Genomic DNA, 26,966 nt, shown 5'->3' on the forward strand with positions numbered 1-26,966 from the left:
AGCAGGCCGGGCTACACCGCGGAAACGGTCGCGCCGGGGGCTGCCTTGATGTCCGCGACGGCGCGCTCGATGGTCTGGCGATAGCGCGCGCGTCGCGGGCCCACGCCATGCGTCAGCAATGCGCGGCGAACCGCGGGCGAGGCGCCGGTGATGAACAGCCGGATGCCCTGGCGCTGGGCCTTGGCGGCGACGCGCCCCAGCACGTTCGCCGCGGTGGAATCCAGGAACGGCACCGCCGCGAAGTCGACCACAAGCGCCTTGCGCTTGTCGTCGACGCCGTCCAGCACGCCGCCGATGACCGAGGCGGCGCCGAAGAAGAACGCGCCGGTGATGCGGTAGACCAGCACGTCGCGATCGACCGCAAGGGTGGAATCGTAAGGAACGCGTTCGCCATTGGCGTCGTCAGCACGATCGTCGGCGACCAGGGGCGTGCGTTCCTCGATGCCCGTCATCTCCGCCATGCGGTGGATGAACAGCACCGCACCAAGCGCGAAGCCGACCAGGATGCCTTCGGTGAGGTCGCGGAAGACGGTGAGCAGGAAGGTTGCGAGCAGCACGACGGCATCGCCCCAGGACGAGCGCAGGAGCGTCGCGAATTCGTGCTTCTCCGCCATGGTCCAGGACACCACGACCAGCACGGCGGCGAGCGCGGCGAGCGGGACGTAACTTGCGAGCGGTGCGGCGACCAGCATGAACAACAGCAGGAAGATGGAGTGCAGTATGCCCGCCAACGGCCCGCGGCCGCCGGCGCGGATGTTGGTCGCGGTGCGCGCGATCAGGCCGGTGACGCAGATGCCGCCGAACAGCGCCGAGCCGATATTGGCTGCGCCTTGCGCCACCAGCTCGCAATTAGAGCGGTGACGGCGCCCGGTCATGCCGTCGGCCACCACCGCCGACAGCAGCGATTCGATGGCCGCGAGCAGCGCGAAGGAGATCGCATCCGGCAGCACCGCCTTCGCCTTTTCGAACGAGAACGCCGGCAGCACCGGCGACGGCAGTTCGCGCGGGATGCCGCCGAAGCGGCTGCCGACGGTCTCGATCGGCAGCGACAGCACCACGGTTGCGACCGCCGCGAGCACGACTGCGATCAGGATGCCGGGCCAGGACGGCCGCCAGATCCGTAGAGCTGCGATGATGGCAATGCTGACCAGCGCGACCGCGACGGCGGAGGGATTGATCGTGTTGAAGCCCCCCGCGAGCGCAACGAGCTTCGGCACGAACTCGCTCGGCTCCTTCCCCGCCAGCGTGATGCCTGAGAGATCGCGGAGCTGGCTCGCAAAAATGATCACGGCAATGCCGGCGGTGAAGCCGACGGTCACCGGATAGGGAATGAACTTGATGTAGGTGCCGATGCGGAGCAGACCCGCGGCGATCAGCATCAGACCTGCCATCAGGGTGGCGAGAATGACGCCGTCGACGCCGTGCCGCTCCGCCGTCACCGCGACCAGCACGATGAAGGCACCTGCGGGGCCGCCGATCTGGAAGCGGCTGCCGCCGAGCAGCGAGGCGATGAAGCCGCCGACAACCGCGGTGTAGAGGCCGCGATCCGGCGTCACGCCTGAGGCGATCGCGATTGCCATCGACAGCGGAAGCGCGACGATGGCAACCGTGAGGCCCGCGAAGACATCGGCGCGGAAATCCGCAAGGCCATAGCCTTCGCGCCAGACGGTAACGAGTTTCGGCAAATACAATTCGGCAAAGCTCGGCCGGCGCAGCTGGTGCAGTCCGCTTGCTTGATCGCTTGTGATGCTCATGATCCGACAATGCTCCGGCGCATCGTGCAGCACGCGCGTGCGACGGTGCGTTAGTTCAGACTGTTCTCGCGCATGATCATCGCAGGATCACGCTCCCACCCGACGCGGCGGCCCCGGCTCTTTCAGGCGGACGCCGCGCCCGCCGCTGTCGCTGCGGACCTGTTCGCCGATCAGCTCGACGCCGGCCCGATCGAACGCCTCGACCACCCTCGTCAAGGTCTCGACCACGCCGCGCACATTGCCAGTCGAGGCCTCCATCCGCTGGATGGTGGGTAACGACACCCCGGCGAGCTCGGCCAGGGTTTTCTGGTCAATGCCGAGCAGCGCGCGGGCTGCCCGCATCTGGAACGACGTGATCACCTCAGCCTCATACGCCAGATCTTATAAGTGATCTTTCATGCAGCTACAATGATGTAAAATACATCATTTAAAGACGAATGCAAGTGCCTGCTGCCGACTTCAATCGTCACGCAACGGCGCCGGCTCCGTCATCCTGAGGTGCGAGGCCGGCGATGCGAATGCATCGCTGGGGACGCGCTGCGTCCCATCGCTCGCACCTCAGGATGACGGAGTAAAGGCTTCGCTACGTTCGCAATGACGCGTGGAGAGAAGCGCCGCACTCGTGGATGTAGCCCCCCGCCGCACCCTCTCCCCGGGAAGATCGGGGGAGGGTGTGACAGGGTGCACCTTCTTTTACCGCGCTCCTAGCCGATCACGCCGCGTGCTGATGGGCGGCGATGATCTGATCGGCGGCGCGGCCCGTGACTTCAGCCATGTGGTCGAACCGGCGCGTGAAGCTGCCGGCGCCTGCCGTGGCCGAACGCAGCTCGACGATCAGCTCGCCGATCTCGGCTTCCGGCATCATCGCCCGCACGCAGTCCCAGCCGCTCCAGCCGTCGCGGGTGTCGAAGCCGAGGATCTGGCCGCGCCGTGCCGACAGGATCGCGTTGATCTTGGCGGTGGCATCGGTCGGACAGACGATCTCGACCATGTGGATCGGCTCCAGCAGCACCGACTGGCATTGCGGCAAGCCTTCGCTGAGCCCGATCCGCGCCGCCGTGCGGAAGGCGAGGTCGGAGGAATCGACACTGTGATAGGAGCCGTCGGTCAGCGTCACCTCCACGTCGGTCACGGGAAAGCCGAGCGGGCCGCGCGCGAGCCCGTCGACGACGCCCTCTTCCACCGCGCCGATATAGTTGCGCGGCACCGCGCCGCCGACGACCTTTTCGGCGAACCTGAAACCTTCACCGCGCGGCAGCGGCCTGATGTCGAGCACGACATCGCCGAACTGGCCGTGACCGCCGGATTGCTTCTTGTGGCGGCCGCGCTGGACAATCGGCTTGCGGATGGTCTCCTGGTAGCCGATCGCGGGCGGATGCGAGGCAATCTTGACGCCGAAGCGGTCGCGCAACCGTTCGCTGGCGACGCGCAAATGCATCTCGCCCTGCCCCCATAGCACGGTGTCGTGAGTCTGAGCGTTCTGCACGACGACGAGCGAGGGATCCTCCTCGTGCAGCCGCATCAAGGCCTGGCCGAGCTTGACGTCGTCCTTGCGGTCGGTAGCCGCAACCGACATTGCGAGTACCGGCGGGGTCGGCTCGAGAGCTGCAAGGGCAGCAGGCGCGGTCTTGCCGCTCGAAACGGTGTCGCCGGTCTTGACCGGATCGAGCTTGGCAAGCGCAACGGTGTCGCCGGCTTCGGCCGAGGCACGCTTGCTATCGTACGCACCGCTGACGGCGAGGATGCCGGAGATGCGGCTCGTTCCGCCGGAGGAGGATTGCAGCGTGGCCCCATCCTCGAGATGGCCGGCAAGCAGCCGCGTCAGCGACAGCTTGCCGCCGTGCTGCGAATGCAGCGTCTTGAAGACGAAGCCGAGCGCCTCCTTCGTGGAGGGCGCGCCGAGACGTTTTGCAGTCTCGGCGATGCCGGGCGCCTCGTGGCGCAGCGCCTTCATCAGGCGCAGCACGCCGTTTTCGCGCGCGGCAGAGCCCAGCAGCACCGGGCAGATCACCCCCTCGCGCAATTCGCGGGCGAGGTCGTCGAACACGGCATCGCGCGGCGGCTGGATGTCCTCGAGCAATTGCTCCATCAGCGCATCGTCGTGATCGGCGAGCTTCTCCAGCATCGAGAAGCGGGCTTCCTTCTCGCGATCGAGATCGCCGCCTTCGAGCGCGATCACTTCGGAGGCCTTGTGCTCGCGATAGACGAAGGCGCGCTCGAGCGCGAGATCGACGAAGCCCTCGATCAGTTCGCCCTTCCAGATCGGAATTTGGCGCAGCACCAGCGGCACGCGCGAGGCGGGCTGGAGCATCGCGAGCGTCTCGCGAATGCGGTTGTTGGCGCGGTCGATCTTGTTGAGAAACAGGAAGCGCGGGATCTGCAGCTCCTCCAGCTCGCGCAGGATGATCTGAAGCTGCGGCAGCTTCTTCTCGTCGGCCTCGCAGACCACGATCGCGGCATCGACCGCGGGCAGCGCGGCGCGCATGTCGTGGGCGAACTCAACGGAACCGGGACAATCGAGGAAGGTGTAGCTGTCGCCCATGAAGCTCGTGGTGGCGGCAGTCAGGCCAACGGTCATCTTGTGATGACGGGCCTCAGGCGTGGCGTCGCCAACGGAAGTTCCGGCATCGACGCTGCCGGCGCGCGGAATTGCGCCCGTCCGCGCCAGGATTGCTTCGAGAAGCGTGGTTTTACCTGATTGGAAAGGGCCCACCAGCGCGATGCACCGTGGACCTCGGGGACTTCTGACGTCTTGTCCCATTTCGCCGCCTCCTTCTTGTGGAGCTCGGCCCATGATTGGGTCGGCAAACGCAGATGCTCTGCCCGTACCCGAGATTTGGCAAGCATCAAACGTCGCTGCGGTGCGTCGTCAGTTAGATGAAGTCTTATAGTGCCTGATGCGATCAGGTCGGGCCATGGCCCGGTGGTGTTCCACCTCTCCCCACCGGGGAGAGGTGTCGAGAGAGCCTCGTCCGTCGTACGTCAACGGCCCGGACGCAGTTCCAGGCTCTCGAGACCGGCGGCCACGTTGAGGCCGACCTGGCCCTGCACGCTGAGCGGCTGAAGCGCGATCGAATTGTTGGAGCCGCCGACCAGCACGTTGCCCCCCAAGCCGACGCCGACCGAGGCGCTTCCTTGCGCGCCTGCGTAGTTGCCGGAGAGATCGCCAGGGCCGAGCCGGTCGACCGGCGCGAACACGCCCCAGGCGAGCGTGGTTTCCTGGGTGATGCCGATGTCGAGGCCCATTTTGCGAATCGTCGCGACGTATCGGTCTTCAGGCAGGCCGTCGGCGCGCAGCACGCAGCCGAGATTGGTCACCGATCCCACGATGAAGCCAACGCTGGCGCCGCCGCGGCATTCGAGCACGCCGACCCGGACCATCCGCTGCTGTTGCGCGCTGCCGCTTGCAACGGAGGCCACGAGGCTGGCGGCGGCAAGCCCGGCAAGGATGAGCGAACGGCGCATGAGAAATATCTCCGGCTTTGAATGTGAGGCGAGCGGGAAGGTGCGGCGCGTGCCGCACGACGTTCTATGCCACAAGACTCGTGGGCGTGCCAGATCGCGCTGACGTGAAACAAAAAAGGGCCCGCTCTGTGCGGGCCCTTTCATCTCCCATCGTTACTGCAGGCTTAGCGCAGATTGCCGCAGAAGCGCTGGATGCGCTTGCAGGCGTCTTCGAGGTCCGAAGTCTTGGTCGCGTAGGAGATGCGGAATGCCGGACCGAGGCCGAAGGCCGAACCCTGCACGACGGCAACGCCTTCGGTCTCGAGCAGCTCGGTGACGAACTGCTCGTCGTTGGAGATCACATTGCCCGACGGCGCCTTCTTGCCGATCGTGCCGGCACAGGACGGATAGACGTAGAACGCACCTTCGGGACGCGGACACTCGATGCCATTGGCCTGGTTGAGCATGGAGACGACCAGATCGCGACGCTCCTTGAACACCTTGTTGTTGGCCGGGATGAAGTCCTGCGGACCGTTCAGCGCCTCCACCGACGCCCACTGCGCGATCGAGCACGGGTTCGAGGTCGACTGCGACTGGATGGTCGACATCGCCTTGATCAGCTGCGCCGGACCACCGGCATAGCCGATGCGCCAGCCGGTCATGCAATAGGCCTTCGAGACGCCGTTCACGGTAAGCGTGCGGTCGTAGAGGCTGGGCTCGACCTGGGCGACCGTGGTGAACTGGAAATCATCATAGACGAGGTGCTCGTACATGTCGTCGGTCATCACCCAGACATGCGGATGCTTGACCAGCACGTCGGTGAGCGCCTTCAGCTCGGCCTTGGTGTAGGCGGCTCCCGTCGGGTTCGACGGCGAGCACAGGATGACCCATTTGGTCTTCGGCGTGATCGCGCGCTCGAGCGCCTCAGGCTGCAGCTTGAAACCGTGAGCTGCGGTGCAGACCACCGACACCGGTTCGCCGCCGGCGAGCGCCACCATTTCGGGATAGCTGACCCAGTACGGCGCGGGAATGATCACCTCGTCGCCCGGATTGATGGTCGCCATCAGCGCGTTGTAGAGCACCTGCTTGCCGCCGGTGCCGACGATGATCTGGTTCGGCTTGTAGGCGAGGCCGTTCTCGCGCTGAAACTTCGCGATGATGGCTTCCTTCAGTTCGGGGATGCCGTCGACCGCGGTGTACTTGGTCTTGCCGGCCTCGATGGCGCGGATCGCCGCCAGCTTGATGTTGGCGGGCGTATCGAAATCGGGCTCGCCGGCGCCGAGGCCGATGACGTTGCGGCCCGCCGCTTTCAGCGCCCGTGCTTTATCCGTGACCGCGATGGTCGCGGACGGCTTCACACGGTCGAGCGCAGCGGCAAGGAAGGACATCGTCATCTCCTGACAAGCGTCGTGAAGCCCTTGGCCTCACGACTCTGATTGTGGGAATGAACCCACCCTAAAACGTGTGCCGCTGCACCGCAAGAAACTTCGGCCCGATCGCGCAAAAGTTTGCAGATTTCGTGCGGCCAGAGGGTTCGATTTCCCGCAAATTTCCGCAACTGTGCCAGGGAAACCGCTCATATCCGGCAAGGCTTGTCCTCGGAGCAATTTTGCGTAGTGGCTCTCGCTGCGAAACCAGCACGCCGTCATGCCCGGGCTTGTCCCGCTGCGCGGCCAAAGCCGCTTCGGCGAGGCGACGGCCCGGGCATTCACGTTCCTTGTGCGGCAGGACGTGGATGGCCGGGTCAAGGCCGGCCATGACGATGTGGCGGCTTCGGCGCACTCTGCGCACGATCGCGCGAGGTGATGAGTCGGACATGCTGACGCAAGCGTGATCTGATTTGCAGCTTAGCTGCGAACACGATCTTCCACGGCGTTGCAGTGCAGTAGGGTTTTCGAGTTTTTCTATTGGTGAGCCCTTGCGGCGGATTCGCATCGGCATCATTGTTTAGCCGCGGTCCGGGGCAACAAGCACCGCACCTTCCCGTCCTTTCGGAATCGAACTCCCAGAATGTACAAGCTCTATTCGATGCAACGCTCGGGCAACAGCTACAAGGTCCGCCTTGCGCTGGCACTGTTGAACCAGCCTTACGAAGCGATCGAGGTGGACATTCTGCGCGGCGAGAGCCGCACGCCTGATTTCCTGACCAAGAACCCGTCGGGCCAGGTGCCGCTGCTCGAGGTCGGCGACAACCGCTATCTCGCCGAGTCCAACGCCATCCTCTGGTACGTCGCCGTCGGCACGCCGCTTGCGCCGGAGAACCGCATCGATCGCGCCGAGGCGCTGCAATGGATGTTCTTCGAGCAGCACGCGCTCGAGCCCAACATCGGCGCCGCCTATTTCTGGCTATCGCTGGTCAGGGGCGGCCGCGACCTGCAGACCCACGCGCTGGAGGACTGGATGGAGCGCGGCTATGGCGCGCTCCAGGTGATGGAGAACCATCTCAAGACCAACGCCTACTTCGCCGCCCGCCAGCTCACGGTCGCCGACATTGCGCTGTACGGCTACACCCACCTCGCCGACCGCTGCGACTTCGATCTCGAGCCCTTCCCGGCGATCCGGGATTGGCTGAAGCGCGTCGAGGCCGCGCCTGGCTTCGTGGCGATGGACTGGCGCCCCGCCGACATCGACGACCCCGCCAGCATCGCCGCCGGGGCGTAAAACCGGTGCAGCGTTAAGAAATAGCGGGCATAGCGTTAACCTTTGCCGCAATCCTGCCGTTTTCGGCGTGATCGCCGCCGCAATATTGCCAGTTGAAATTGTGAAGTTGTTCGACGTCGCGGGTGATTCGCTCGCACGTTGAAGGATTTAGACCATGATTCGGGCGTCCGGCACGGTCGGCTTTCAAGGCCAAACCGATACCGTCTCGTCTTCCCGGCTAACCAACGCGGTCGCGGCCTCGCTCGCCGTCGCTGCGCTCTCGCTGTGCCTGATCGTCGCCCTCACGGTGCTGTCGACCAAGGCGACTATGGCGATGGGCTTGCCGGTCTGATCCCCGTTTCATCCTTGACTGCCTTCAACGTGCCGCGTGGTCCCGCGCCAACCGGCATCGCGGCGGGACACCGATGAAATCGCCTGTGGTCATCGTTGCAATCACCCTGACTGCGGCCATCCTGGTCGCGGCATCGCTGTTGATCTTCGTCGGCACCCGGAAGGGCCCGGGGGCATCGACGCTGAATGCGCCCGGACTGCATCGGCGGATGATGCATACGCATTTGGCCTAAAATCAGCTGAAAGCTTTGAGCGCGCCGGCAAGCGCTGGTTAAGTGCACCGCGCGAAATCGGATTGCGCTTGCGCAACCATGGGTCAGTGTGACGGCCTTATCTCGTTCAGGAAGGAACGAGCAGGCCATGCGGTTCGGGTGGCGTGCCATCTGTGGTCCCGTGCTGACGGCAGCGTTCGCACTGCTGGCGATCCCGCTCGACCGTCACGCTTCCGCGTTCGCGCTTGCGCCGCTGTTCGTCTGCGTCGTGGCGCTGGCCGGTTCCATCTCCGGCTTTGCATCCGCATTTGGCAGCACTGCCATCGCCATGATCGGTGCGACGCTGCTCACACTCAGCCAGCGCTCCACGTCCGGCTTTTCGGCGGCCGATTTCGCCCAGTTCGGCTTGCTCGCGCTGACAACCGCCGGCGCCGCCGCCATCACCGGCCTGATGCGCCAACGTCTGGTCGACGCTTTCGCCGCCGAGCGGCGCAACCACGCCACGGCCGTGCGGCTGTCGGCTGCGCTCGACCAGGTCGATATCGGCATCGTGCTGCTCGATGCCGAAACCCGTGCCGAATTCATCAACCGCGCCTTCCGCGACTATTTCGCGCTGCCTGACGAGAAAGCCGACGACAAGCCGCCCTTCATCGCGCTGATGTATCACGGCCGCGACACCGGCGCATTCGAACTGCCGGAGGAGGAGCTCGGCGTCTTCATCGCGCAGCGCATGGAGATGGTGCGGACCGGCGACGCCACGCCGATCAACATCGCGCTGCGCAACGGCGAGGTGCTGCGTTTCGTCTGCACCGCGCTGCCCGACGGTGGCCGCATGCTGAGCTATACGCCGGTGACCGACCTCGTGCGCCACACCGACGCGCCTGATCGCGCCGACTATTATCGCTCGCTGCGCGATCCCGCCGGGCAGAAGCTGATCCGGTACCTGCGCGTGGCGGAGTGATGCGCGACGGCGCGATTGATCGACGAGCCCGTCATCACGTATGAAGGACGTCTCATCCAGCGCGGTTTTCCCAGATGTCGCTCACCATTCGCTCCGTCACTCGGCAGGACTACGATCAATGGCTGCCGCTGTGGGACGGCTACAACGCCTTCTACGGCCGCTCCGGTCCGACTGCGCTCGCGCCCGAGATCACCAAGGTGACCTGGCAGCGCTTCTTCGATGCCTACGAGCCGGTGCATGCGCTGGTCGCCGAGAGCGAGGGCAAGCTGCTCGGGCTCACGCATTACCTGTTCCATCGCAGTACCACCGCGATCGAACCGTCCTGCTATTTGCAGGATCTGTTCACCAACGAGGCCGCGCGGGGCAAGGGTGTCGGCTCGGCGCTGATCTACGGCGTGTACGAGCGCGCCAAGCTAGCGGGATCACCGCGCGTCTATTGGCAGACGCACGAGACCAACACCATTGCGCAGCGCCTGTACGACAAGGTCGCGGAACGGTCAGGCTTCATCGTCTATCGCAAGATCTTCTGATTTGCCGGAGCCTGTGGATAACTGAGGTTGTCACCGGCGCGTTACACACCGGGATTATCCTGCAGTCGCGTCTGATCAGGCCCCCCGTCACCGATCAAGCGCCCCAAGCGGTCCCCGTCAGTCGCCGCGTCTGACAGGGGCCGCATTTTTTTGCCCGCCCCTGCCATGCGGCATGGCAGCAGCGCGGCGAGCCGCTTGCCGGAGCAGTGCAGCGCGGTCACAATGGGCGCCTGCTTTGGTGTGACGGGATCTCCCCATGGAAATTCGTAATCTCGGCGGCTCCGGCCTGCGCGTGTCCGCGGTCGGGCTCGGCTGCAACAATTTCGGCCAGCGCATCGACCTCGAAGCTTCGCGCAAGGTAATCCACCGCGCGCTCGATCTCGGCATCACGCTGTTCGACACCGCCGACATCTATGCCGGCCAGGGTGGTTCGGAGACGGTGCTCGGCACCGTGCTCGGCGACCGCCGCAAGGAGATCGTGCTGGCGACGAAATACTCCAAGCCGATGGCCGAGGACGGCACCAAGCAGGGCGCCTCGCGCCGCTACATCATGAATGCGGTCGAGGCCAGCCTGAAGCGCCTGAAGACCGATTACATCGATCTCTACCAGCAGCATGATTATGATCCGCTGACGCCGATCGAGGAGAGCCTGCGGGCGCTGGACGATCTCGTCCGGCAGGGCAAAGTGCGCTACATCGGCAATTCGAATTTTCCGGCCTGGCGGATCGCCGAGGCGGAATACGTCGCGCGCGCGATGAATGTCAGCCGCTTCGTGTCCTGCCAGGACGAATACTCCCTCGTCGTGCGGGACATCGAGAAGGACCTGCTGCCGGCAGCAACGGAATACAAGCTCGGCTTGTTGCCGTTCTTCCCGCTCGCCAGCGGCCTCTTGACCGGCAAGTACAAAAGAGGCGAGGCCGCGCCCGAGAACACCCGCTTCGGCCAGACGCCGCGGCTGCGCGACCGTTACGTCACGCCGCGCAACGAAGATATCGTCGAGAAGCTCCAGGCGTTCGCCAGGGCACGCGGCCATTCGATGCTGGAGCTCGCCTTCTCCTGGCTCGCCGCGCGGCCGCAGGTGTCGAGCGTGATCGCCGGCGCCACCCGCGTCGAACAGGTCGAGCAGAACGTCAAGGCGATCGCCTGGCAGCTTACGGCCGAGGACCTTGCCGAGATCGACAAGATCACGCTGGGTTGATTCTTGCGGCCCGGCGCTATTTGGCGCCGCGTCCCACCGTCTGCACCACTTCGAAGCCTTCGAACTGGGGATGGCCGAGATAGAGCGGCTTGTTGTCGCCGGCCTTGTGATGGGCCGCGCGAAACGCCTCCGATTTGGTCCAGGCTTCGAAGGCGGCGTGATTGGCCCACACCGTGTGCGAGGCATAGAGCGTATGGTCCTCGAGCTCGGGCCCGCGCAGCAGATGGAATTCGACGAAGCCCGGCACCTTGTCCAGATAGGTATCGCGCGACAGCCAGACTTGCTCGAAGGCAGCTTCCGATCCCTTGGCGACACGGAAGCGGTTCATGGCGATGTACATGGGTGATGGTCTCCTGGAGCTCGGGCCATTATCTCGTCATTCCGGGATGCGCCGCAAGGCGCAGGCCCGGAATCCATCTGGCGGCGGAGCATGTCGAGGAATGGATTCTCAGGTGCGCAATTGCGCACCATAGTTCGCGCCAAAAGGCGCGCCCCCGGAATGACGGCGGTAATTAAGCCATCAGCCCCTTCATCGGCCTTGCGCTTGCGCTATTCGGGAACACGGTCTGTGCCAGCACCTGATCAGACAGGCCGAACTGTCCCTGCAGCACGCCCTTGATCACGGAGCGCAGGTCGGTGGTCGGCTTGAGGTCGCGCCCCTCATAGAGATTGGCGGGCTTGAGCCCGGGCCAATCGGAGATGACGCGGCCGCCCTTCACCGCGCCGCCGGCGAGCAGCGCGATCGTGCCGGTGCCGTGGTCGGTGCCATCGGTGCCGTTGATGCGCGCAGTGCGGCCGAACTCGGTGGCGACGACGACGACAGTGTCGCGCCAGCGCTCGGCGAGGCCACTTTCGAATTCGGCGAGCGCGCTGTCGAGACCGCCGAGCAGGAAAGCGAGTCGCCCGACCGGGCCGCCTTCATTGGCATGGGTGTCCCAGCCGTCGAAAGCGAGCGCGGCGATGCGCGGACCATCATCGGCAGCCATCAATTTTGCCGCGCCGCGCGCGACCTGCCGCATCTGCGCGACGGCGTTGCCCGGCTTCGGCTTCATGTCGTCGCCGCTCGCGGCCTTCTCGAGCTGGAGGCCCTGCGTCAGCGCCGCGGCCAGCGCGGGATCGCGATGACGGTAGAGGTCGACCAGCCGCATCGCGGTGTCGTCATCGGCCTGCGGCAGTGCGACCGGGGCCCAGCCGACGGTCGGCGCGTTGCCGCGCAGCACCAGCGGCGTGGTGGGGCCGACCGCAAGTCCGCTCGACACGCGCTCGCCGCGCGGCAGCGCCTCCAGCGCGCGGTTGAGCCAGCCGGACTGCACGCGGCCGGGACCGGCATAGCCGCTCTCGAGCACGTCCTGGCCGTCGAAATGCGAGCGATCGCGATAGGGCGTTGCGACGGCATGGATCACGGCCGCATGCTGGTCGCGATACATGCGCGCGAATTCCGGCATCGCCGGGTGCAGCGCGAAGAAGCCGTCGAGCCTGGTCGCGGGATGCGCGCCGTCCGTGGCGAGCGCGATCGAACCGTGCAAGCCAGCATAATCGGGATCGCCGACCGGCGCGACGGTCGCCAATCCATCGAGCGCGCCGCGCAGGATCACCACGACGAGGCGCGGGTCGCGTCCATCGGCCGCGCGCGCGAATTTCGGCAAATAGGCCCAGGCCGCGAAGGACGCACCGCCGAGCAGCAGGCCGCGACGCGAGGTGAGGAGCCGGTTTTCGACGCAGTCGATCATCTTCATCTCCTCTGTATCTCCGGCGACATCAACAGCAGCGCCAGCGCCTGCTGGCGCGATTCCGCGCGCTCGATGGTTTTGCGCGTTTCGGGCGACGCCGCATCGCCCGCGGCGAACTCCAGCAGATCGAGCGGATCGATGTTGGGCCCGAGCCGCGCACCCATCTGCGAGGCAATGTCGAGCCGGAGCTTCATGCCCTCGGGCGCAGCCCAGGCCGCAGCCGTATCGGGGAAACCGTTCGGCCCTGCCGGCGTCCACAGCGGCTGGCCGAGCAGGTTCAGACTGTTGAGATAGAACCCGGGATCCTCCGGCACACGCGCCAGCAGCCGGCCGCTTGCGACCAGGAAATCATAAGGCGAGCGCATTTTGGTCAGCGGCGCCTTCCAGGCCTCATCGGAATCGACCAGCGACGTGGCGAGCGCTTTGAGATCGCCGTCGGTCTTGACGAACACGTCGCGCAAGCGCGCCACCAGCGCCGGTGGCGGATCGTCGGCGACGAAATGCCGGACGAATTTCGTGGCAATGAAATTCGCCGTCGAAGGATGGCGCGCGATGTCTGCAAGCGCAGCCTCGCCCTGGGCCAGTCCGTTCGCCTCATAGGTCTTGCCGAGCAGCACCTGCGGCCCGGGCTGATGCGCATTGGCGTTGAAAGCGAAGGAGCCGGGCGCCCCGATCTGACCCTTACGACCGGCGAAGGTCCAGCCGGTGATGATGCGCGCAAGCGAGGTGACGTCCTCTTGCGTGTAACCGCCGCCGACGCCGAGCGTGTGCAGCTCCATGATCTCGCGTGCGAGATTCTCGTTCAACCCGCGCTTGCGGTTCTGGCCTGCGCGCGAATCCGGGCCGAGCGATTGCTGGTTGTCGAGGAAGAACAGCATCGCCGGATGCTGCTCGACCGCCTTCAGCATGTCGGCGAATCGCCCGAGCACATGCGGACGGATCGCCTCGCGCTCGAACGCGCCGGCCCACATCCGCGCCAGCTCGCCCTTGCTCGCCGAGATGCAGAAATGGTTGGACCAGAACACGACCAGGCGCTCGGTGAAGCCGCAATCGACCATCATCGCCCGCTGCAACCGCGCCAGCGCTTCGGTGCGAAAAGTTTTCTGGATCACGTTGAGCGGCTGCGCCGGCTTTGCCGCAGCCGGCGGCGCGGCGCCCGGTTGCATGCCGTCAGGCTTCATCGCGCCGTCGGCCGGCTTCGCCTCGGCCATCGGGCCGGCGATCTCGGCGGTTACGGTGTTCAGTGACAGGTTGCGCCGCAATTTGCCGTCGGGCTTCTGGTCGGCCGGCGCCTGCGGAGCCGGTGCCTCCGTCGGTGCGCCGGCTTTCGCCGCTTCGCGCGCCTGCTTGACCTGATCCTGATAGGTGAACGCGGCCTGCCCGAGCTGCGGCGTCGATTGCAGGCCCGGCGTCTCCAGCAACACGCCGTAGGGACGGGCGAGCTCCGCCTTCACAAAGCCTCTGGGATCGGAGGCCGCATTGATGAGATCGCCGGAGGCGCCGCCGCGCGCACCAAGGCCGAAGCGGTTGAGCGCAACGAGGGCGGCTTGCGAGTCGCGAGCCATCGATTTGTTCTCCGCGTGGAACCAACCGCTTTTCGAGCGTGTCAGTGAGTCCTAATATACCGAAGCGGGAGATGAACCCGGTATGAAAATCACGGCGAAGCCTTGGCGCAAATCATGACAATTTCGAAAGAATTCGCATTGCAGGAACCGCCGGCACGCCGCCTCACCTGCTCCCGCTGCGGCACCGAGTTCGGCTGCGATCTCTCCGGCAATTGCTGGTGCGCGGAGGAGACGGCGCGACTGCCGATGCCGGTGAAGGGCGAGGATTGCCTGTGCCGGGATTGTTTGCGCAAGGCGGCGGCGGAGGCCGTTTCGTAGGGTGGGTTATGCCAAGCACATGCGCTTCGCGCGCTGCTTAGCTAACCCACCCTAGGAAGATTACACCGCATATCCCGGCGATTTCCGCGCCATGCCGCCAAACGCATCGAGCAGCTTTTCCCGCCACGCATAGACCGGATCGTCAGGCTCCAGCAGCGTGAACGGGCTCACCACCCGCGCCCATTGGAAGCCGCCGAACACGATGTAGTCGGCATAGTCAGGCGCGCTGCCGCCGATGAAGGGCTGCGTCTTGAAGGTCTGGCGCAACACCTCCAGCGATTTGCGGAAAGCGACGACGCCGGTATCGCGGCTCGCCATGATCTCTTCCAGCCGCTTGCCAAAGCGCGCCTCCCGCGATTGCCGGAAATAGGCGGCATCGGCGTCGGCAAGATTTTTCGGAATGTCGGCGATGATGAGCGGAAAGATGCCGCCGACGATGGCGATGTCGCCCCAGGCATTGATCATGCGCGCCATGGCGCGGCCGCCCTCGCCGCCGAACAGCGACGGCCGATCCGGGAAATTGTCTTCAAGATAATTCGCGATCGTCCAGGAATCGACCACCGGCTTGTCGTGATGCAGCAGCACCGGCACCCGTTCCGAGCCGTGCGGGGCGATCGCACTCTTCTCGCTGAAACGCCAGGGCAGCGATTCCGCCGTCAGCCCCTTATGCGCCAGCGCCATCCGCGTGCGCCAGCAGAACGGGCTGAACGGGCGCGAGGCATCGGTGCCGACGAGTTCGTAGAGTTTGAGCGACATGTTGTTGTTCCGTCATTGCGAGGAGCGGCGACGTGTCCTCCGAAGCCTTGGCGAAGGCGGAAGCAATCTGGTCTATCACCGCGGAGGCATTCTGGATTGCTTCGCTGGCGCTCGCAATGACGATGTGACGCTACCGCCCGTTGGTGCGCAGCAGCCGCTCGCCGTCTTCAGTCACCGCGATGACAAGGCCGATGCCGGGCAGCGTCTCGCGGGCGACGAAGCCGCGATCGGCGGCGTCTTCCCAGATGGTGAGGCGCGGACACGAGGTCTTCCAGGTCGCGATCACCTCGGCATAGGCGCGCGGCTCGCGCGCGACCCATTCGACGAAATCCAGCACCAGCGGGTCGGCTTTACCGCTCATTGCAAACCTCCCTTGTCGATGGCAGCGAGCACCGGCGTGCGAATCAGCAGCCAGCCGCCATAGGCGATGTAGTAGCAGGCGATGGTGGTGATCAGCTTGTACGACCAGGCGACGAATTGCTGGTCGGTCATGGCTTCGAGCAGGCGCCGCGCCAGCGTGGTGCCGAGCATCGAGGCTGCGATCGCGACGCCGGCGAGCACGGGATCGAGACTCGCCGCCTGGTCGATGATGCCGCCGAAATAGATCAGCTTGGTGAAATGGCTGACGACCTGGCACATCGCCTTCGTCGCCACCTTCTCGCGCCGGCCGAAATTGCCGCCGAGGAAGAACGTGTCGAGCAGCGGACCGGAAACGCCGGTCATCAGCATCAATCCCATGCAGATCGTGCCGTAGACCGTACCCTGCCAGAGGCGATCAGGGTCGGGCTTGATGTTGGTCGGCAGCAGCCGCGCCATGAACGGCGTGGCGCCCAGCATCAAGAGCGCGATCGGCTTGTCAGGCACGTAGCGGGTGAGCGACCAGGCGGCGAGCGCGATGACCGCGCCGGCCAGATAGTTCGCCACCGCCCGCCAGCGGATATGCGCCCGCCACAGCAGAGCGCGCCAGCCATTCGAGGCCATCTGCGTGATCGCATGCAGCACCATCGCGGTCGGCAGCGGCATCAGGGCCAGCAGCACGCCGATCAGGATCAGCCCGCCCGCCATGCCGAACAGCCCCGACAGGAACGCGGTGCCGACCATCAGCAATCCGAGGGCAGCGATCATGATGGGCGTCACGGGGCGGTTCTCCTGGTAGGGCAGTCAGGGACGCAGGCTGTTCATTCTCCCTCGCCCCGCTTGCGGGGAGAGGCGAAGGGGAAGGTGCCTCGCTTGCCGCGTTCGCGCAAACTGAGTTATCTTGCCCTGGCATCAGCTTTCCTGAGGGTGAATTCATTTGCGCCGCCTGCTCTTTCTCAACGGCATCAAGGCATTCGAGGCCGCGGCGCGAACCGGCAGCTTTGCCGGGGCCGGCCTCGAGCTGAGCGTGTCGGCGGCCGCCGTCAGCCGCATGGTGCATCTCTTGGAAGAGCGGCTCGGGGTCGCGCTGTTCGAGCGCAAGGCGAACAGGCTGGTGCTGACCCAGGCCGGCCGCGCCTATCAAAGCGGGCTGACGCCGATCTTCGATGCGCTCGCCAGCCTCACCGCGCAGGTGACGGCGCCTGCGAGCGTGCGCGTGCTCACCATCGGCGTCGGCCACACCTTTGCGATGCGCTGGCTGATCCCGCGCCTGTCGGAATTTCGCAGCGAGGAGCCCGACATCGAAGTGCGTTTCACGACCGGCGGCGCGTCGGTGCCGTTCGGCGAGGACTGGAGCTGCGGCATCAAGCTTGGCACCGGCGACTGGCCGGGGCTCGTGGCCGAGCCTCTGTTCGCCGGCGATTTGACGCCGGTTTGCGTGCCCCGCCTCGCCACGTCGTTGAAGCGTCCGGCCGACCTCAAGGGCCCCAGCCTGATCCGCGTCGAACATTCGCCGGAGGACTGGCCACTCTGGCTGAAGGCCGCGAACCTTCCCCGCATCAATCCGCGCGGACCGGAGTTCCAGTTCTACGGCCAGGCGCTCCAGGCCGCCGTCGACGGGCTCGGCATTGCCATGGGCATCCGGCCCTATATCGACGACGATCTCGCCGCCGGCCGGCTGGTCGCGCCATTCGACCTTTCCGTCCCCAAGGGCATGCGTTGGTACCTGCTCTACCGCAGTTTCCAGACCGAACAGCGCGACTTCGCCGCGTTCCGCCGCTGGATCATGCGGGCGGCCGCGGAACCGGCAACCCGTCCGCGGCGATCCGGACGCAGTGTCGCACGGAACTGAGCGCCCGATTGGGTGAAAAAGCCCACCGGCTTGTGAACCGCTTCACATTCCGGAATCCGCAAACGTGGTCCTCTGACCCTCCGACATGAGCGCATTTGGGGACTACCAATGACGACACTTTACGATGGCTTTGACATCGAATCCTTCGAAGCTGGCAAGGGACTGTGGCACGCCCGGATCAGGCGCGCCGATTTCAGCCCGGTTGCCATCGACGGCGTGCTGTTTCCGACCATGGAAGTCGGCTTCGCCTGGCCCGATCCCGATGCGGCGATCGCGGACGCCAAGCATCACATCGACCGCTTCCGCGGGCACGCGGACGACAGCGACGACGAATAAGCCCAACGACAGCAATTGGACCAAGTTACAGCGCGGCATAACAGGGGGGACATCGGTTCATGTCAGTCATCGAACTCGACGACGATCCGCGGCCGAGAATCTATTCGCGTAAGGTGGTGTCGATATGCCCGGAATGCGACGGCGACCTCACGGTGCTCCGTGTGATCGGCGGCCGCGCCGGGTGCGAGTACTGGACCATGCGCTGCACCGACTGCGGCGGGATCCATCTCGACATCCTCGAACCGCGCCTGACGGTTGTGGATGGGGACGGACCGCTGCCGGCGGCGTAGTTTCGAGCCTGCTGCCAACCTGCTGTCAGCAGCCTGCGCGCAGACGGGTATTCGCCCTTTTCTGAAGGGCGGACTCGTCCCATATTCGCCCCATGGCGAAGAAAGCTGCTCCCCCCAAATCCTCCAGCTCCACAGCACCGAATTCGAAGGCACATCGGCCTGATGTGCAGCCGATCGGGCCGGCACTGGCCGAGCTTCTGAATCCTGCGATCAATCGGGGCGATGCCGGGCTGGGATCGGGCACCGGGCTGCAACCGCCGCCGGACAATTCGCGCGACCGCCGCGCCGGCGGCGAGGCCGCCGCGCATCGGGCGCGTGCCTCGACGCCGAAGGAGTTTCCCTCCGATCGTCCCGGCGGGCTGGAGGAAGCGCCGCAGGCCAATTACGGCACCGCAGCCACGATCCCGACGCTCGATCCGGAACTGGCGCGGCAGCTCGGCCTTCCCACCGAGGAGGACGATGCCGAGGCGCTGGCACGTCCCCCGCGCAGCAAGATGGAGGCGCTCGGCGTCAAGGCGACCGCCGACGCACTGGAATCGCTGATCCGCGAGGGCCGGCCCGAGTTCCGCAAGGACGACGGCTCCATGAAGGTGTGGACGCCGCACCGGCCGCCGCGCCCGGAAAAATCCGAAGGCGGTGTGCGCTTCGAGATCAAGTCGGAATATCAGCCGCGCGGCGACCAGCCGACCGCGATCAAGGAGCTGGTCGAGGGCATCGAGCGCAACGACCGTTCGCAGGTGCTGCTCGGCGTCACCGGTTCCGGCAAGACCTACACCATGGCCAAGGTGATCGAGGCGACGCAGCGCCCGGCGCTGATCCTGGCGCCGAACAAGACGCTCGCCGCCCAGCTCTATGGCGAGTTCAAGAACTTCTTCCCCGACAACGCCGTCGAGTATTTCGTCAGCTATTACGACTATTACCAGCCGGAAGCCTACGTCCCCCGCACCGACACCTATATCGAGAAGGATTCGTCCATCAACGAGCAGATCGATCGCATGCGCCATTCGGCGACGCGCGCGCTGCTCGAACGCGACGACGTCATCATCGTCGCCTCGGTGTCCTGCATCTACGGTATCGGCTCGGTCGAGACCTACACGGCAATGACCTTCGCGCTGAAGAAGGGCGAGCGCATCGACCAGCGCCAGCTCATCGCCGATCTCGTCGCGCTGCAGTACAAGCGGACCCAGGCCGATTTCACCCGCGGCACCTTCCGCGTCCGCGGCGACGTCATCGACATCTTCCCGGCGCACTATGAAGACCGCGCCTGGCGTGTGAACCTGTTCGGTGACACCATCGAGAACATCGAGGAGTTCGATCCGCTCACCGGCCACAAGCAGGACGAGCTCGAATTCATCAAGATGTACGCCAACTCGCACTATGTGACGCCGCGGCCGACGCTGGTGCAGGCGATCAAGTCGATCAAATCGGAATTGAAGCTGCGGCTCGACCAGCTCAACAATCAGGGGCGCCTGCTGGAAGCGCAGCGGCTGGAGCAGCGCACCACCTTCGATCTCGAGATGATGGAGGCGACGGGCAGCTGCGCCGGCATCGAGAACTATTCGCGCTACCTCACCGGACGCCGCCCCGGCGAGCCGCCGCCGACGCTGTTCGAATACGTCCCCGACAACGCGCTGATCTTCGCCGACGAAAGCCACGTCACCATTCCGCAGATCGGGGCCATGTTCCGCGGCGACTTCCGCCGCAAGGCGACGCTGGCCGAATACGGCTTCCGCCTGCCCTCCTGCATGGACAACCGCCCGCTTCGCTTCGAGGAATGGGACATGATGCGGCCGCAGACCATCGCGGTGTCGGCGACCCCCGGCGGTTGGGAGCTGAATGAAAGCGGCGGCGTGTTCGTCGAGCAGGTCATTCGCCCCACGGGTCTGATCGATCCGCCGGTCGACATCAGGCCTGCCCGCACGCAGGTCGACGATCTCGTCGGCGAGGTGCGCGCGACCGCGCAGGCCGGGTATCGCTCGCTGATCACAGTGCTCACCAAGCGCATGGCGGAGGACCTCACCGAATACCTGCATGAGCAAGGCATTCGCGTCCGCTACATGCACAGCGATATCGACACGATCGAGCGCATCGAGATCATCCGGGATCTCAGGCTGGGCGCGTTCGACGCGCTGGTCGGCATCAACCTGTTGCGCGAAGGCCTCGACATTCCCGAATGCGCGCTGGTCGCCATCCTCGATGCCGACAAGGAAGGTTTCCTGCGCAGCGAAACCTCGCTGATCCAGACCATCGGCCGCGCCGCGCGCAACGTCGACGGCAAGGTGATCCTCTACGCCGATCAGATGACCGGCTCGATGGAGCGTGCCATCGCCGAGACCAACCGCCGCCGCGAGAAGCAGGTCGAGTACAACACCGCCAACGGCATCACGCCTGAGAGCGTGAAGAAGCACATCGGCGACATCCTCAACTCCGTCTACGAGCGCGACCACGTGCTGGTCGAGGTCGGCGGCCACGACATGACCGACGACGTCATCTCGATCGGCCACAATTTCGAAGCCGTCCTCGCCGATCTCGAGACGCGGATGCGCGAGGCCGCCGCCGATCTGAACTTCGAGGAAGCCGCCCGCCTCCGCGACGAGGTCAAGCGCCTGCGCGCCACCGAGCTCGCGGTCGTGGACGATCCCACCGCCAAGCAGCGCACCGTGGCGAGCAAGGCCGGCGCCTATGCCGGCACCCGAAAATACGGCGACGCCGCGAATTTGCCGGTCAGCGCCATGAAGAACAAGAGCGCCGCGACAGCGCTCAAGGCCGGCGGCGGCAAAGGCCCACGCGTGCACAAGCCGCATCTCGATGAGATGCACGGCCCGGAATCGCTGCCGTATCGTGCGAGCCCGGCGTTGCCGTCAAAGCCGTTCGGCAGCACGAGCCGGATCATCCAGCCGACGGACTCACGGCAGTCGGGGCCGGAGTTCGGCCCGGCGCCGAAGTCGACAGGCGGCGCGCCGGGGCGACGCGGCGGATGGAAGAAGAGATAGAATCGCCCGGGTCGTTACCGAGAGGCCACCCCGATGCAGCGATGCGCGTGTCGAGCGAGCAGCCCTTCGTCGTCAACCTGTGGGCTTGACCCACTCCTGCTTAAGGTGGATTATTTGAGTGGGTTGGGGGAAGCATGGCGAAAGTTATTTTTCCCGTGCTTGCGCGGTCATTTACGTTTTTGCGCGGGCCGGTTTTCAATTTTTCCGATAAGCATTACTTGTCTCACGTGAATGAGACTGATCACGGAACAATACTTCGGTTCTGTCCGAACGACTATCAAGGCCCTCTAACATCGCGTTTCCGCTGCATCTATTTTGAAGCGGATGACGATGTTTCAGATGAAACGATTTTTGCAAACGGCCAACTGCTTGCCTACACTTTGAACTTCTTCTCTGGCCTTGACGCGCTTTCTTTCCCCTTCTCGGTCGTGATTCAAGAAGCCGGCAGAAAAAAAACAGCAATATTTAAGGCTGGCAAGCACAATCAGTTGCCGGGCCCCTCCTCTGTATCTCAACAGTATCGCTTAATCGAGGGAACTGGAGCCGCCGATCTACAGAAAGTCTTTCATCTTACGTCGCAGGCGATCACTGCCGATGCTCGCGTCAGCATTATGATGGACCGCTTCAACTCGGCTCTTCGTCGCGATCGTGTCGAAGACAAAATAATTGACCTCGCCGTCGCTCTCGAAACGATGCTGGATGAAACAACAGAGATATCGTTTCGGTTGTCGCTGTATCTCGCCTTTGCCTGCCAACAAGACAAAGACGTAGCATACGAGATGTTCAAGACTCTATACGACGTAAGAAGTCGCATCGTGCACGGCAGCTCGCATCAGCAAAGAGCGCAGCGGGCGATTGGGGACATAGAGCAGCGCATGCCAGATATTCTGAAGTATTCGAAAGCAGCCATGCTCTACTACTACACCTTCTTAAATCAGCCGCCTCCGCGAGATTGGTCGAAGCATTGTCTTGGGCTCGTGCTCGGCTCGGCCCAACCGATCATATAGGATCACGCAGATGTTGAAGATTCCAGCCATTTCCGGTGAAGTTCTGGGCGTGAAAGTTTATCGAGGTTTCGCCAAGCTTTCGGATCTATCTAGGATCTCGAGGCCTGACGTTTACGATGCTGATTCGAACCCCACAGGAACACAGCGCGACCTTAGCCCTAAACATGCGCGCGAAGCTTACGAGTACGTTCGCAACAGCGAGTTTGGATACTGGCCCGAGGTTTTTTTATGCGCCCGCGACTCCAAGGCGATCAAGTTTACATTCAAGGACAAGGCTTCGGGATACGGCATTCTACAGATCGATGATAGTCTCGCAGAGCGCTCGAAGCGAATTATCATCTCTCGAGTGGACGGTAATCATCGCCTTTATTTTGGCGACGGTAGCGTCGAGGGATACGAGCCAATCGACCGTATAGTGTCGTTCTGCATTGCGGGAAACATCGACCTAAAGAAGGAGCTGATCATCTTTAGGGACATCAATAACAATCAGAGGCGGATGAACACCAGCCATCTTGATAAGATAGACGCCCGTCTCGCCGGCCAACAGACCATAAAAAAGATATCTCCAGCTCTCTACATCGCCGAGCAGCTTGCGAGCGACGAAGAAAGCCCATTTTACAGACTCGTCTATGAAGGTGGCGCACGATCTGCCGGCACGTTCATACCACTAAGAACGCTGAAATCTGGCATAGAATACATGTTCTCTCGGCCCACCAAACTAAATGCGCTCAACGATGTTGACGCTCAATATAAGACTATCAAGAACTACTTTCTCGCTTTGAAGCGCTATCAGCCCGAAGCTTGGACGACTCCGGGAAGCTACTTACTCCTGCGTGGAGCTGGACTTTGGGGCGCATGTTTCATTGGCGCAGAGGTCATCGACCGAACGCTCGGGCAGGGAAAATACAAGGCGGAGGATATGCTCAAGATCTTGAAATCCGGAAAGCGATGGGACTGGAGTAACGAGGGCGACTTCAAAGGCTTTAGTGGCCGGGGCGGTGCTGTCCGAATTCGAGATGCCGTAGTTGGTGAGTTTGCAGATGAATCAGGCGTTTCCGTTAAGTCCCTTTTTCAGAAGATCATGGCCGACAGATAGCCCTCACCCCACACTCGCCGTCACCACCGCCATCCCTGACAGCATGAGCACGATCGCGACCAGTCGCAGCGAGCGACCGGTTGGGGCGCCATTCCGTCATCTGTCTGAGAGCGACAACCTGCAATAGGAGAACTTGGAATCCTAGAGCGTCTTGACTGGCACCAGGGTACCCGCCCAAGAGTGACTAGATGGTCGCTTAGACCAGGGAAGCCAAGGCGGTAAAGATGGCGGCACCGGCATCGCTGCGACATAGCGCGAAACATCCCGGTCCCGCGTGGTCACACGAGACCGGGATGACGCATTCGACCATCACGGCCGGCAGAACGCCCTTACTCCCTGAAAGTAGTAGCTGCGGTTGGAGCCGTCATAGCTGCCTGAGGTCATGCAGCAGGTCTTGAAACCTGCGTCCGGAGCCGCACGGGCAGAGGTCGTTGCGACCGAGCTTCTCGCTCAACTCGACGTCGCCATGGACGACGCGCGGGCCGCGTTTGACGTGGGTTTCCGAGGGGAAAGAATTCCGCCGCTTACGCGTGACGCTGAAAGCTGGGGAGGTTTTCGAGATCGCGGGACTTGCGCATGACGCCCTCCATCGGGTGGGAAGCGCGGCCGATTGCCGCCGCGCTTCGCTATCACGATGCGGGGTGCAGGGAAAGACGTAGCGCTTGCGCGCCTACAGCTTGCCCTGCCCGTTCACCTGGCTCTGTTGCTGCTGCTTCTCCTGCTCCTTGGCGCGGTGACGGCCGTAGAGGCAGCCGGCGGCTGCGCCGAGCATGCCGTGATGGCCGGCATAATGGCCGGCGACGCCGCCCACGACGGCGCCCTTGATGCAGCCCTTGGCGTCGGCAGCGGAGGTTGCGCCGAGCACGAGAAGCGCGGCAGCGGCAGCGATGAGCGAGGATTTCATGGGTCGATGTCTCCTGCGGTGTCGGCGTTTCAACGAACACGGGTGGGCCGGGGTTCCCCCGCGCACGCCGCATGGTGAGATGCGTCGGTCGTCATGCCTGCCGCGCCAAAGGCGCTGGTCTCGCTTCACACACGCTTTTGCAACCACAACCAGGGCTTGCATGAGATGAACCGCGATGCGTAGAACCGCGGCCCATTTACGACTATCCCTGTGTTTTTGCGGATTGATGGAGCCGTGCGCCGCGCGATAGCGTCGGCAATCCACGGCCGGCGCGGGCGGGAGCAGCATGACGGTTGAATCGTTGAACAAGCAACGCGTGCTGCATCTGCTCGATACCATTACGCGCGGCGATCTCGAGGGCTCGCTGGCGTGCTGCACCGACGATGTCTATTTCCTCACCCACGCGCCGATCGACGTGCTGACACATATGGGCCCGCGCCACGGCAAGGCCGAGCTGCGCGAGTTCTGGCAGAAGGTCTCTTCGCGCTACTCCGAGTTTCGCTACAAGGTGCCGCAAATCCTCGCCGATGGCGACGAGGTCGCGGTCTACCTGCATGCCCATTTCAAGAAGCGCGGCAACGATCGCGTCGTGCAATTCGACATGGCGGTGTTCTACAGCTTCCGCAACGGGCAGATCGCGCAGATCCGCGAGATCATCGATTCCTATGATCTGGTGCAGCAGGTGCTGGAGCGGGAGATCGGGCCGCTGATCGTAGGGGAAGAGGCGGACGGGCTGTAGCCCGCCCCGGGAGATTACGGGGTTCTATTGTAAATCTCACACGGCACGATCAATTGTGCATTGCAAAAATGTGAATTGCGTTTGGGTCGTAACGGCCTATTTTGTTTGCATTCAAATGAGTTGAGCGACCCTGAGGCGCCTTTACGGTGCATGGGGTTGTTTTCTTTTTTTGCAAGCCAGCTTTCAGGACTGCCCAAAATGACAGAGCACAGTCTCTGGCGTTTCTCGCGTGCATTGCATCGCGCGATCAACGACCGGCATTTCGAGGACATCGAGGCCCTGATCGACGAGGACGTCGACTGGGCGGTCTACGGCCCGATCGACATGTTTCCGTTCCTGGGCGCGTGCCAGGGCAAGGCGGCGGTGCTCCAGGTCATCCGCCAGCTCGCCGACAATTTCCACGTCCGTCGCTTCGAGCGCGAGAGCATCATGCTGGGCGTCGATTCCGCCTCCTCGATGCTGCGCTATTCGCTCACGGCACTGGATTCCGACAAGCCGATCAGCTTGCGCGTGGCGCAGTTCGCTCAGTTCAGGGCTGACAGGCTCATCAACATGCGCGTGCTGATCGACACCTTCGATCTGGTCGAGCAGGCACTCGGCCGCGCCATTCATCTGCCAAGGATGACCGGCGTCGGCTGAGAGGGGATACCAACGGGCTCCGCAATCCGGGACCGATCGACTGATGCTCGCACGACCCGTCCTGGCCGCCAGCCCCGCCAGACGCTCCTCGTGGAGAGGCTCGTCATCGGGCGCGCGCGACGTGCGCGCGGCCCGTTGGTTCGTCATTTCATTGATTGAGCAGGATCTCTTCGGAAAACCGCTGCACACTTTTCCGGATCATGCTCATGGTGCCACATTTTCGCAATGATAGCGCCGCATCGTCTGCGCGAACTGGGCTTGCGGGCAGGGCAATGGAATTCACGACAGGTTTTGGCTGGGGCCGGCTGCCGCTGGCGGCCGCGTTCATTTTCGGCTCGGTGCTGACGACCCAGGCGCAAATCATTCCGCCCTTCTCCCCGCCTCCCGCCGCGACCGCGCCCGACGATGAGGCCGACGAGGTCGCCGAGACGGCCCCTGACGTCAACGATACCGACGTGCTCAAAGGCATCGACGTCGACAAGCTCGACTGGAGCCAGCTCGCCATCGATGCCGGCACGCTCAACGACATCATCGAGGCCAAGAAGCGCGCGAGGGCCGCCGCCAATGACGGCATGAACTGGTCGTCCAACGCCAATGCCAACGGCTCCTCGGCCGTCACGGTGAAGCAGTCGGTGTCCTCGTTCTGGGACACCCGCGTCGGCGCCGACATGACGGTGGCGAAAGAGCCGACCACGATGTCGGAGCTGCTGGCGGAGAAGGCCGCCAACGGCGGCAACCTGCCGCAATCTTCCGGCAGCGCCTGGGCCGCCGCGACCGCGCCGGGCGCGGGCGTGATCTGGGACAAGACCGCGGTGGAAGCCCGCGTCGATCCCGGCTCCGAGCAGAGCAAGCTCGGGGCGTCGCTGACCAAATCGGTGCCGCTGTCGAGCGATTATTCCCTCACGCTCCAGAACGGCTACAGCGTCAACCAGCAGGGCACCACGGCGCTGCCCGGCGTCGGTGGCCACGTGATCCGCAATTACGAAACCGACCAGTCCGCCAAGGTGAACATCACCGACACCGGCACCAGCATCAGTGCCGGCCGGACACTGTCGACCACCGACGACAAATGGCTGGGCAAGGTCGGCGCCGAACAGAAGCTGTTCGACAACGTCACCGTGTCCGGCTCGGTCGGCGAGACCTCGCAAGGGGTGATCAACAAGAGCGTGACGGCCGGCTTCAAGAAGAGCTGGTGAGGCTTCTTCAGACATTCCTAACCATACGCCACGGCAAAGCCCCCGAATCGTCCGCCCTTGCCGTATCTCGGCCCCGTTGCGGTCAAAATCCGACGCCC

30 protein-coding genes are annotated in these 26,966 nt (G+C 64.1%); 16 read left to right on the forward strand and 14 right to left on the reverse strand.

The features are described from left to right. Positions 1-11: 11 nt before the first annotated feature. From BM374_RS00205 to BM374_RS38360, 6 genes are all read right to left on the reverse strand, one after another. Positions 12-1,754: a SulP family inorganic anion transporter gene (locus BM374_RS00205; RefSeq protein ID WP_092288603.1), complete on the reverse strand. Its 1,743-nt coding sequence runs from the start codon at positions 1,752-1,754 to the stop codon at positions 12-14. 87 nt (positions 1,755-1,841) lie between these two features. After that, on the reverse strand, positions 1,842-2,114 hold the full coding sequence (locus BM374_RS00210; RefSeq protein ID WP_092288604.1) for a helix-turn-helix domain-containing protein: 273 nt from the start codon (positions 2,112-2,114) through the stop codon (positions 1,842-1,844). 352 nt (positions 2,115-2,466) lie between these two features. Next, complete coding sequence (locus BM374_RS00215) at positions 2,467-4,515, reverse strand: elongation factor G (RefSeq protein WP_092288605.1); 2,049 nt, start codon at positions 4,513-4,515, stop codon at positions 2,467-2,469. 221 nt (positions 4,516-4,736) lie between these two features. After that, complete coding sequence (locus BM374_RS00220) at positions 4,737-5,219, reverse strand: DUF992 domain-containing protein (RefSeq protein ID WP_092288606.1); 483 nt, start codon at positions 5,217-5,219, stop codon at positions 4,737-4,739. A gap of 164 nt (positions 5,220-5,383) precedes the next feature. Then, positions 5,384-6,586 carry a pyridoxal phosphate-dependent aminotransferase gene (locus BM374_RS00225; RefSeq protein ID WP_092290060.1) on the reverse strand — a complete coding sequence of 401 codons (1,203 nt, stop codon included), beginning with the start codon at positions 6,584-6,586 and terminating at the stop codon, positions 5,384-5,386. A 67-nt stretch (positions 6,587-6,653) separates the two neighbouring features. Then, on the reverse strand, positions 6,654-7,016 hold the full coding sequence (locus tag BM374_RS38360; RefSeq protein WP_210188569.1) for a hypothetical protein: 363 nt from the start codon (positions 7,014-7,016) through the stop codon (positions 6,654-6,656). A gap of 192 nt (positions 7,017-7,208) precedes the next feature. Between BM374_RS38360 and BM374_RS00235 the strand changes: the two genes are divergently transcribed. The 6 genes from BM374_RS00235 to BM374_RS00255 all read left to right on the forward strand — a co-directional run bounded on the left by BM374_RS00235 (position 7,209) and on the right by BM374_RS00255 (position 11,090). Continuing rightward, entirely contained in the window at positions 7,209-7,859 is a 651-nt protein-coding gene (locus tag BM374_RS00235) for a glutathione S-transferase family protein (RefSeq protein ID WP_092288607.1), read from the forward strand. A 154-nt stretch (positions 7,860-8,013) separates the two neighbouring features. Beyond that, a complete protein-coding gene (locus tag BM374_RS38365; protein WP_177248014.1) occupies positions 8,014-8,190 on the forward strand; it encodes a hypothetical protein in 177 nt (58 codons plus the stop codon). A gap of 73 nt (positions 8,191-8,263) precedes the next feature. Then, positions 8,264-8,422, forward strand: coding sequence for a hypothetical protein (locus BM374_RS38370; RefSeq protein ID WP_092288608.1), 159 nt, complete (start codon positions 8,264-8,266; stop codon positions 8,420-8,422). 127 nt (positions 8,423-8,549) lie between these two features. Then, positions 8,550-9,362 carry a PAS-domain containing protein gene (locus BM374_RS00245; RefSeq protein WP_092288609.1) on the forward strand — a complete coding sequence of 271 codons (813 nt, stop codon included), beginning with the start codon at positions 8,550-8,552 and terminating at the stop codon, positions 9,360-9,362. Between the two features lie 74 nt (positions 9,363-9,436). Continuing rightward, the gene (locus BM374_RS00250) at positions 9,437-9,892 is read left to right on the forward strand and encodes a GNAT family N-acetyltransferase (RefSeq protein WP_092288610.1); all 456 of its coding nucleotides are present in this window, start codon (positions 9,437-9,439) and stop codon (positions 9,890-9,892) included. Between the two features lie 256 nt (positions 9,893-10,148). Further along, a complete protein-coding gene (locus BM374_RS00255; RefSeq protein WP_092288611.1) occupies positions 10,149-11,090 on the forward strand; it encodes an aldo/keto reductase in 942 nt (313 codons plus the stop codon). Between the two features lie 16 nt (positions 11,091-11,106). On the opposite strand, the gene hmuQ is transcribed toward BM374_RS00255, so the two are convergent. From hmuQ to BM374_RS00270, 3 genes are all read right to left on the reverse strand, one after another. Beyond that, positions 11,107-11,430, reverse strand: coding sequence for a heme-degrading protein HmuQ (hmuQ, locus tag BM374_RS00260; protein ID WP_092288612.1), 324 nt, complete (start codon positions 11,428-11,430; stop codon positions 11,107-11,109). A 172-nt stretch (positions 11,431-11,602) separates the two neighbouring features. Continuing rightward, the gene (locus BM374_RS00265; protein WP_177248015.1) at positions 11,603-12,820 is read right to left on the reverse strand and encodes a DUF1501 domain-containing protein; all 1,218 of its coding nucleotides are present in this window, start codon (positions 12,818-12,820) and stop codon (positions 11,603-11,605) included. A gap of 2 nt (positions 12,821-12,822) precedes the next feature. After that, positions 12,823-14,385, reverse strand: coding sequence for a DUF1800 domain-containing protein (locus BM374_RS00270; protein WP_177248016.1), 1,563 nt, complete (start codon positions 14,383-14,385; stop codon positions 12,823-12,825). Between the two features lie 114 nt (positions 14,386-14,499). On the opposite strand from BM374_RS00270, the gene BM374_RS00275 reads away from it, so the two are divergent. Next, positions 14,500-14,703 carry a cysteine-rich CWC family protein gene (locus BM374_RS00275; RefSeq protein WP_092290062.1) on the forward strand — a complete coding sequence of 68 codons (204 nt, stop codon included), beginning with the start codon at positions 14,500-14,502 and terminating at the stop codon, positions 14,701-14,703. Positions 14,704-14,763: 60 nt separating this feature from the next. Here BM374_RS00275 and BM374_RS00280 read toward each other — a convergent pair whose 3' ends face one another. From BM374_RS00280 to BM374_RS00290, 3 genes are all read right to left on the reverse strand, one after another. Then, positions 14,764-15,459, reverse strand: a complete 696-nt coding sequence (locus tag BM374_RS00280; protein ID WP_092288615.1) for a glutathione S-transferase family protein — start codon at positions 15,457-15,459, stop codon at positions 14,764-14,766. A gap of 130 nt (positions 15,460-15,589) precedes the next feature. Next, positions 15,590-15,820, reverse strand: a complete 231-nt coding sequence (locus BM374_RS00285; RefSeq protein ID WP_092288616.1) for a hypothetical protein — start codon at positions 15,818-15,820, stop codon at positions 15,590-15,592. Beyond that, positions 15,817-16,596 (reverse strand): sulfite exporter TauE/SafE family protein, encoded by a 780-nt coding sequence (locus BM374_RS00290; protein WP_092288617.1) that lies wholly within the window; start codon positions 16,594-16,596, stop codon positions 15,817-15,819. Before BM374_RS00290 ends, BM374_RS00285 begins: the two co-directional genes overlap by 4 nt. A gap of 157 nt (positions 16,597-16,753) precedes the next feature. On the opposite strand from BM374_RS00290, the gene BM374_RS00295 reads away from it, so the two are divergent. From BM374_RS00295 to BM374_RS00320, 6 genes are all read left to right on the forward strand, one after another. After that, positions 16,754-17,668, forward strand: coding sequence for a LysR substrate-binding domain-containing protein (locus BM374_RS00295; RefSeq protein WP_092288618.1), 915 nt, complete (start codon positions 16,754-16,756; stop codon positions 17,666-17,668). A 108-nt stretch (positions 17,669-17,776) separates the two neighbouring features. Next, entirely contained in the window at positions 17,777-18,004 is a 228-nt protein-coding gene (locus BM374_RS00300; protein ID WP_092288619.1) for a hypothetical protein, read from the forward strand. 59 nt (positions 18,005-18,063) lie between these two features. Then, positions 18,064-18,294: a hypothetical protein gene (locus BM374_RS00305; protein ID WP_092288620.1), complete on the forward strand. Its 231-nt coding sequence runs from the start codon at positions 18,064-18,066 to the stop codon at positions 18,292-18,294. A 92-nt stretch (positions 18,295-18,386) separates the two neighbouring features. Continuing rightward, a complete protein-coding gene (gene uvrB, locus BM374_RS00310) occupies positions 18,387-21,287 on the forward strand; it encodes an excinuclease ABC subunit UvrB (protein WP_092288621.1) in 2,901 nt (966 codons plus the stop codon). Positions 21,288-21,421: 134 nt separating this feature from the next. After that, the gene (locus tag BM374_RS00315) at positions 21,422-22,294 is read left to right on the forward strand and encodes a HEPN domain-containing protein (RefSeq protein WP_092288622.1); all 873 of its coding nucleotides are present in this window, start codon (positions 21,422-21,424) and stop codon (positions 22,292-22,294) included. Between the two features lie 10 nt (positions 22,295-22,304). Beyond that, the gene (locus tag BM374_RS00320; protein WP_092288623.1) at positions 22,305-23,390 is read left to right on the forward strand and encodes a DGQHR domain-containing protein; all 1,086 of its coding nucleotides are present in this window, start codon (positions 22,305-22,307) and stop codon (positions 23,388-23,390) included. Positions 23,391-23,754: 364 nt separating this feature from the next. Here BM374_RS00320 and BM374_RS39265 read toward each other — a convergent pair whose 3' ends face one another. Then, positions 23,755-23,844, reverse strand: a complete 90-nt coding sequence (locus BM374_RS39265) for an SEC-C metal-binding domain-containing protein (protein ID WP_244552501.1) — start codon at positions 23,842-23,844, stop codon at positions 23,755-23,757. 216 nt (positions 23,845-24,060) lie between these two features. Further along, positions 24,061-24,294, reverse strand: coding sequence for a hypothetical protein (locus BM374_RS00330; RefSeq protein ID WP_092288625.1), 234 nt, complete (start codon positions 24,292-24,294; stop codon positions 24,061-24,063). Between the two features lie 286 nt (positions 24,295-24,580). Between BM374_RS00330 and BM374_RS00335 the strand changes: the two genes are divergently transcribed. The 3 genes from BM374_RS00335 to BM374_RS00345 all read left to right on the forward strand — a co-directional run bounded on the left by BM374_RS00335 (position 24,581) and on the right by BM374_RS00345 (position 26,868). After that, entirely contained in the window at positions 24,581-25,033 is a 453-nt protein-coding gene (locus tag BM374_RS00335) for a nuclear transport factor 2 family protein (RefSeq protein ID WP_092288626.1), read from the forward strand. 198 nt (positions 25,034-25,231) lie between these two features. After that, positions 25,232-25,672: a nuclear transport factor 2 family protein gene (locus tag BM374_RS00340; protein ID WP_092288627.1), complete on the forward strand. Its 441-nt coding sequence runs from the start codon at positions 25,232-25,234 to the stop codon at positions 25,670-25,672. A gap of 272 nt (positions 25,673-25,944) precedes the next feature. Beyond that, a complete protein-coding gene (locus BM374_RS00345) occupies positions 25,945-26,868 on the forward strand; it encodes a hypothetical protein (RefSeq protein ID WP_092288628.1) in 924 nt (307 codons plus the stop codon). The last annotated feature ends 98 nt before the right edge of the window (positions 26,869-26,966 follow it).

The sequence above is a fragment of the Bradyrhizobium sp. Ghvi genome, from assembly GCF_900115265.1.
Lineage (GTDB): Bacteria > Pseudomonadota > Alphaproteobacteria > Rhizobiales > Xanthobacteraceae > Bradyrhizobium.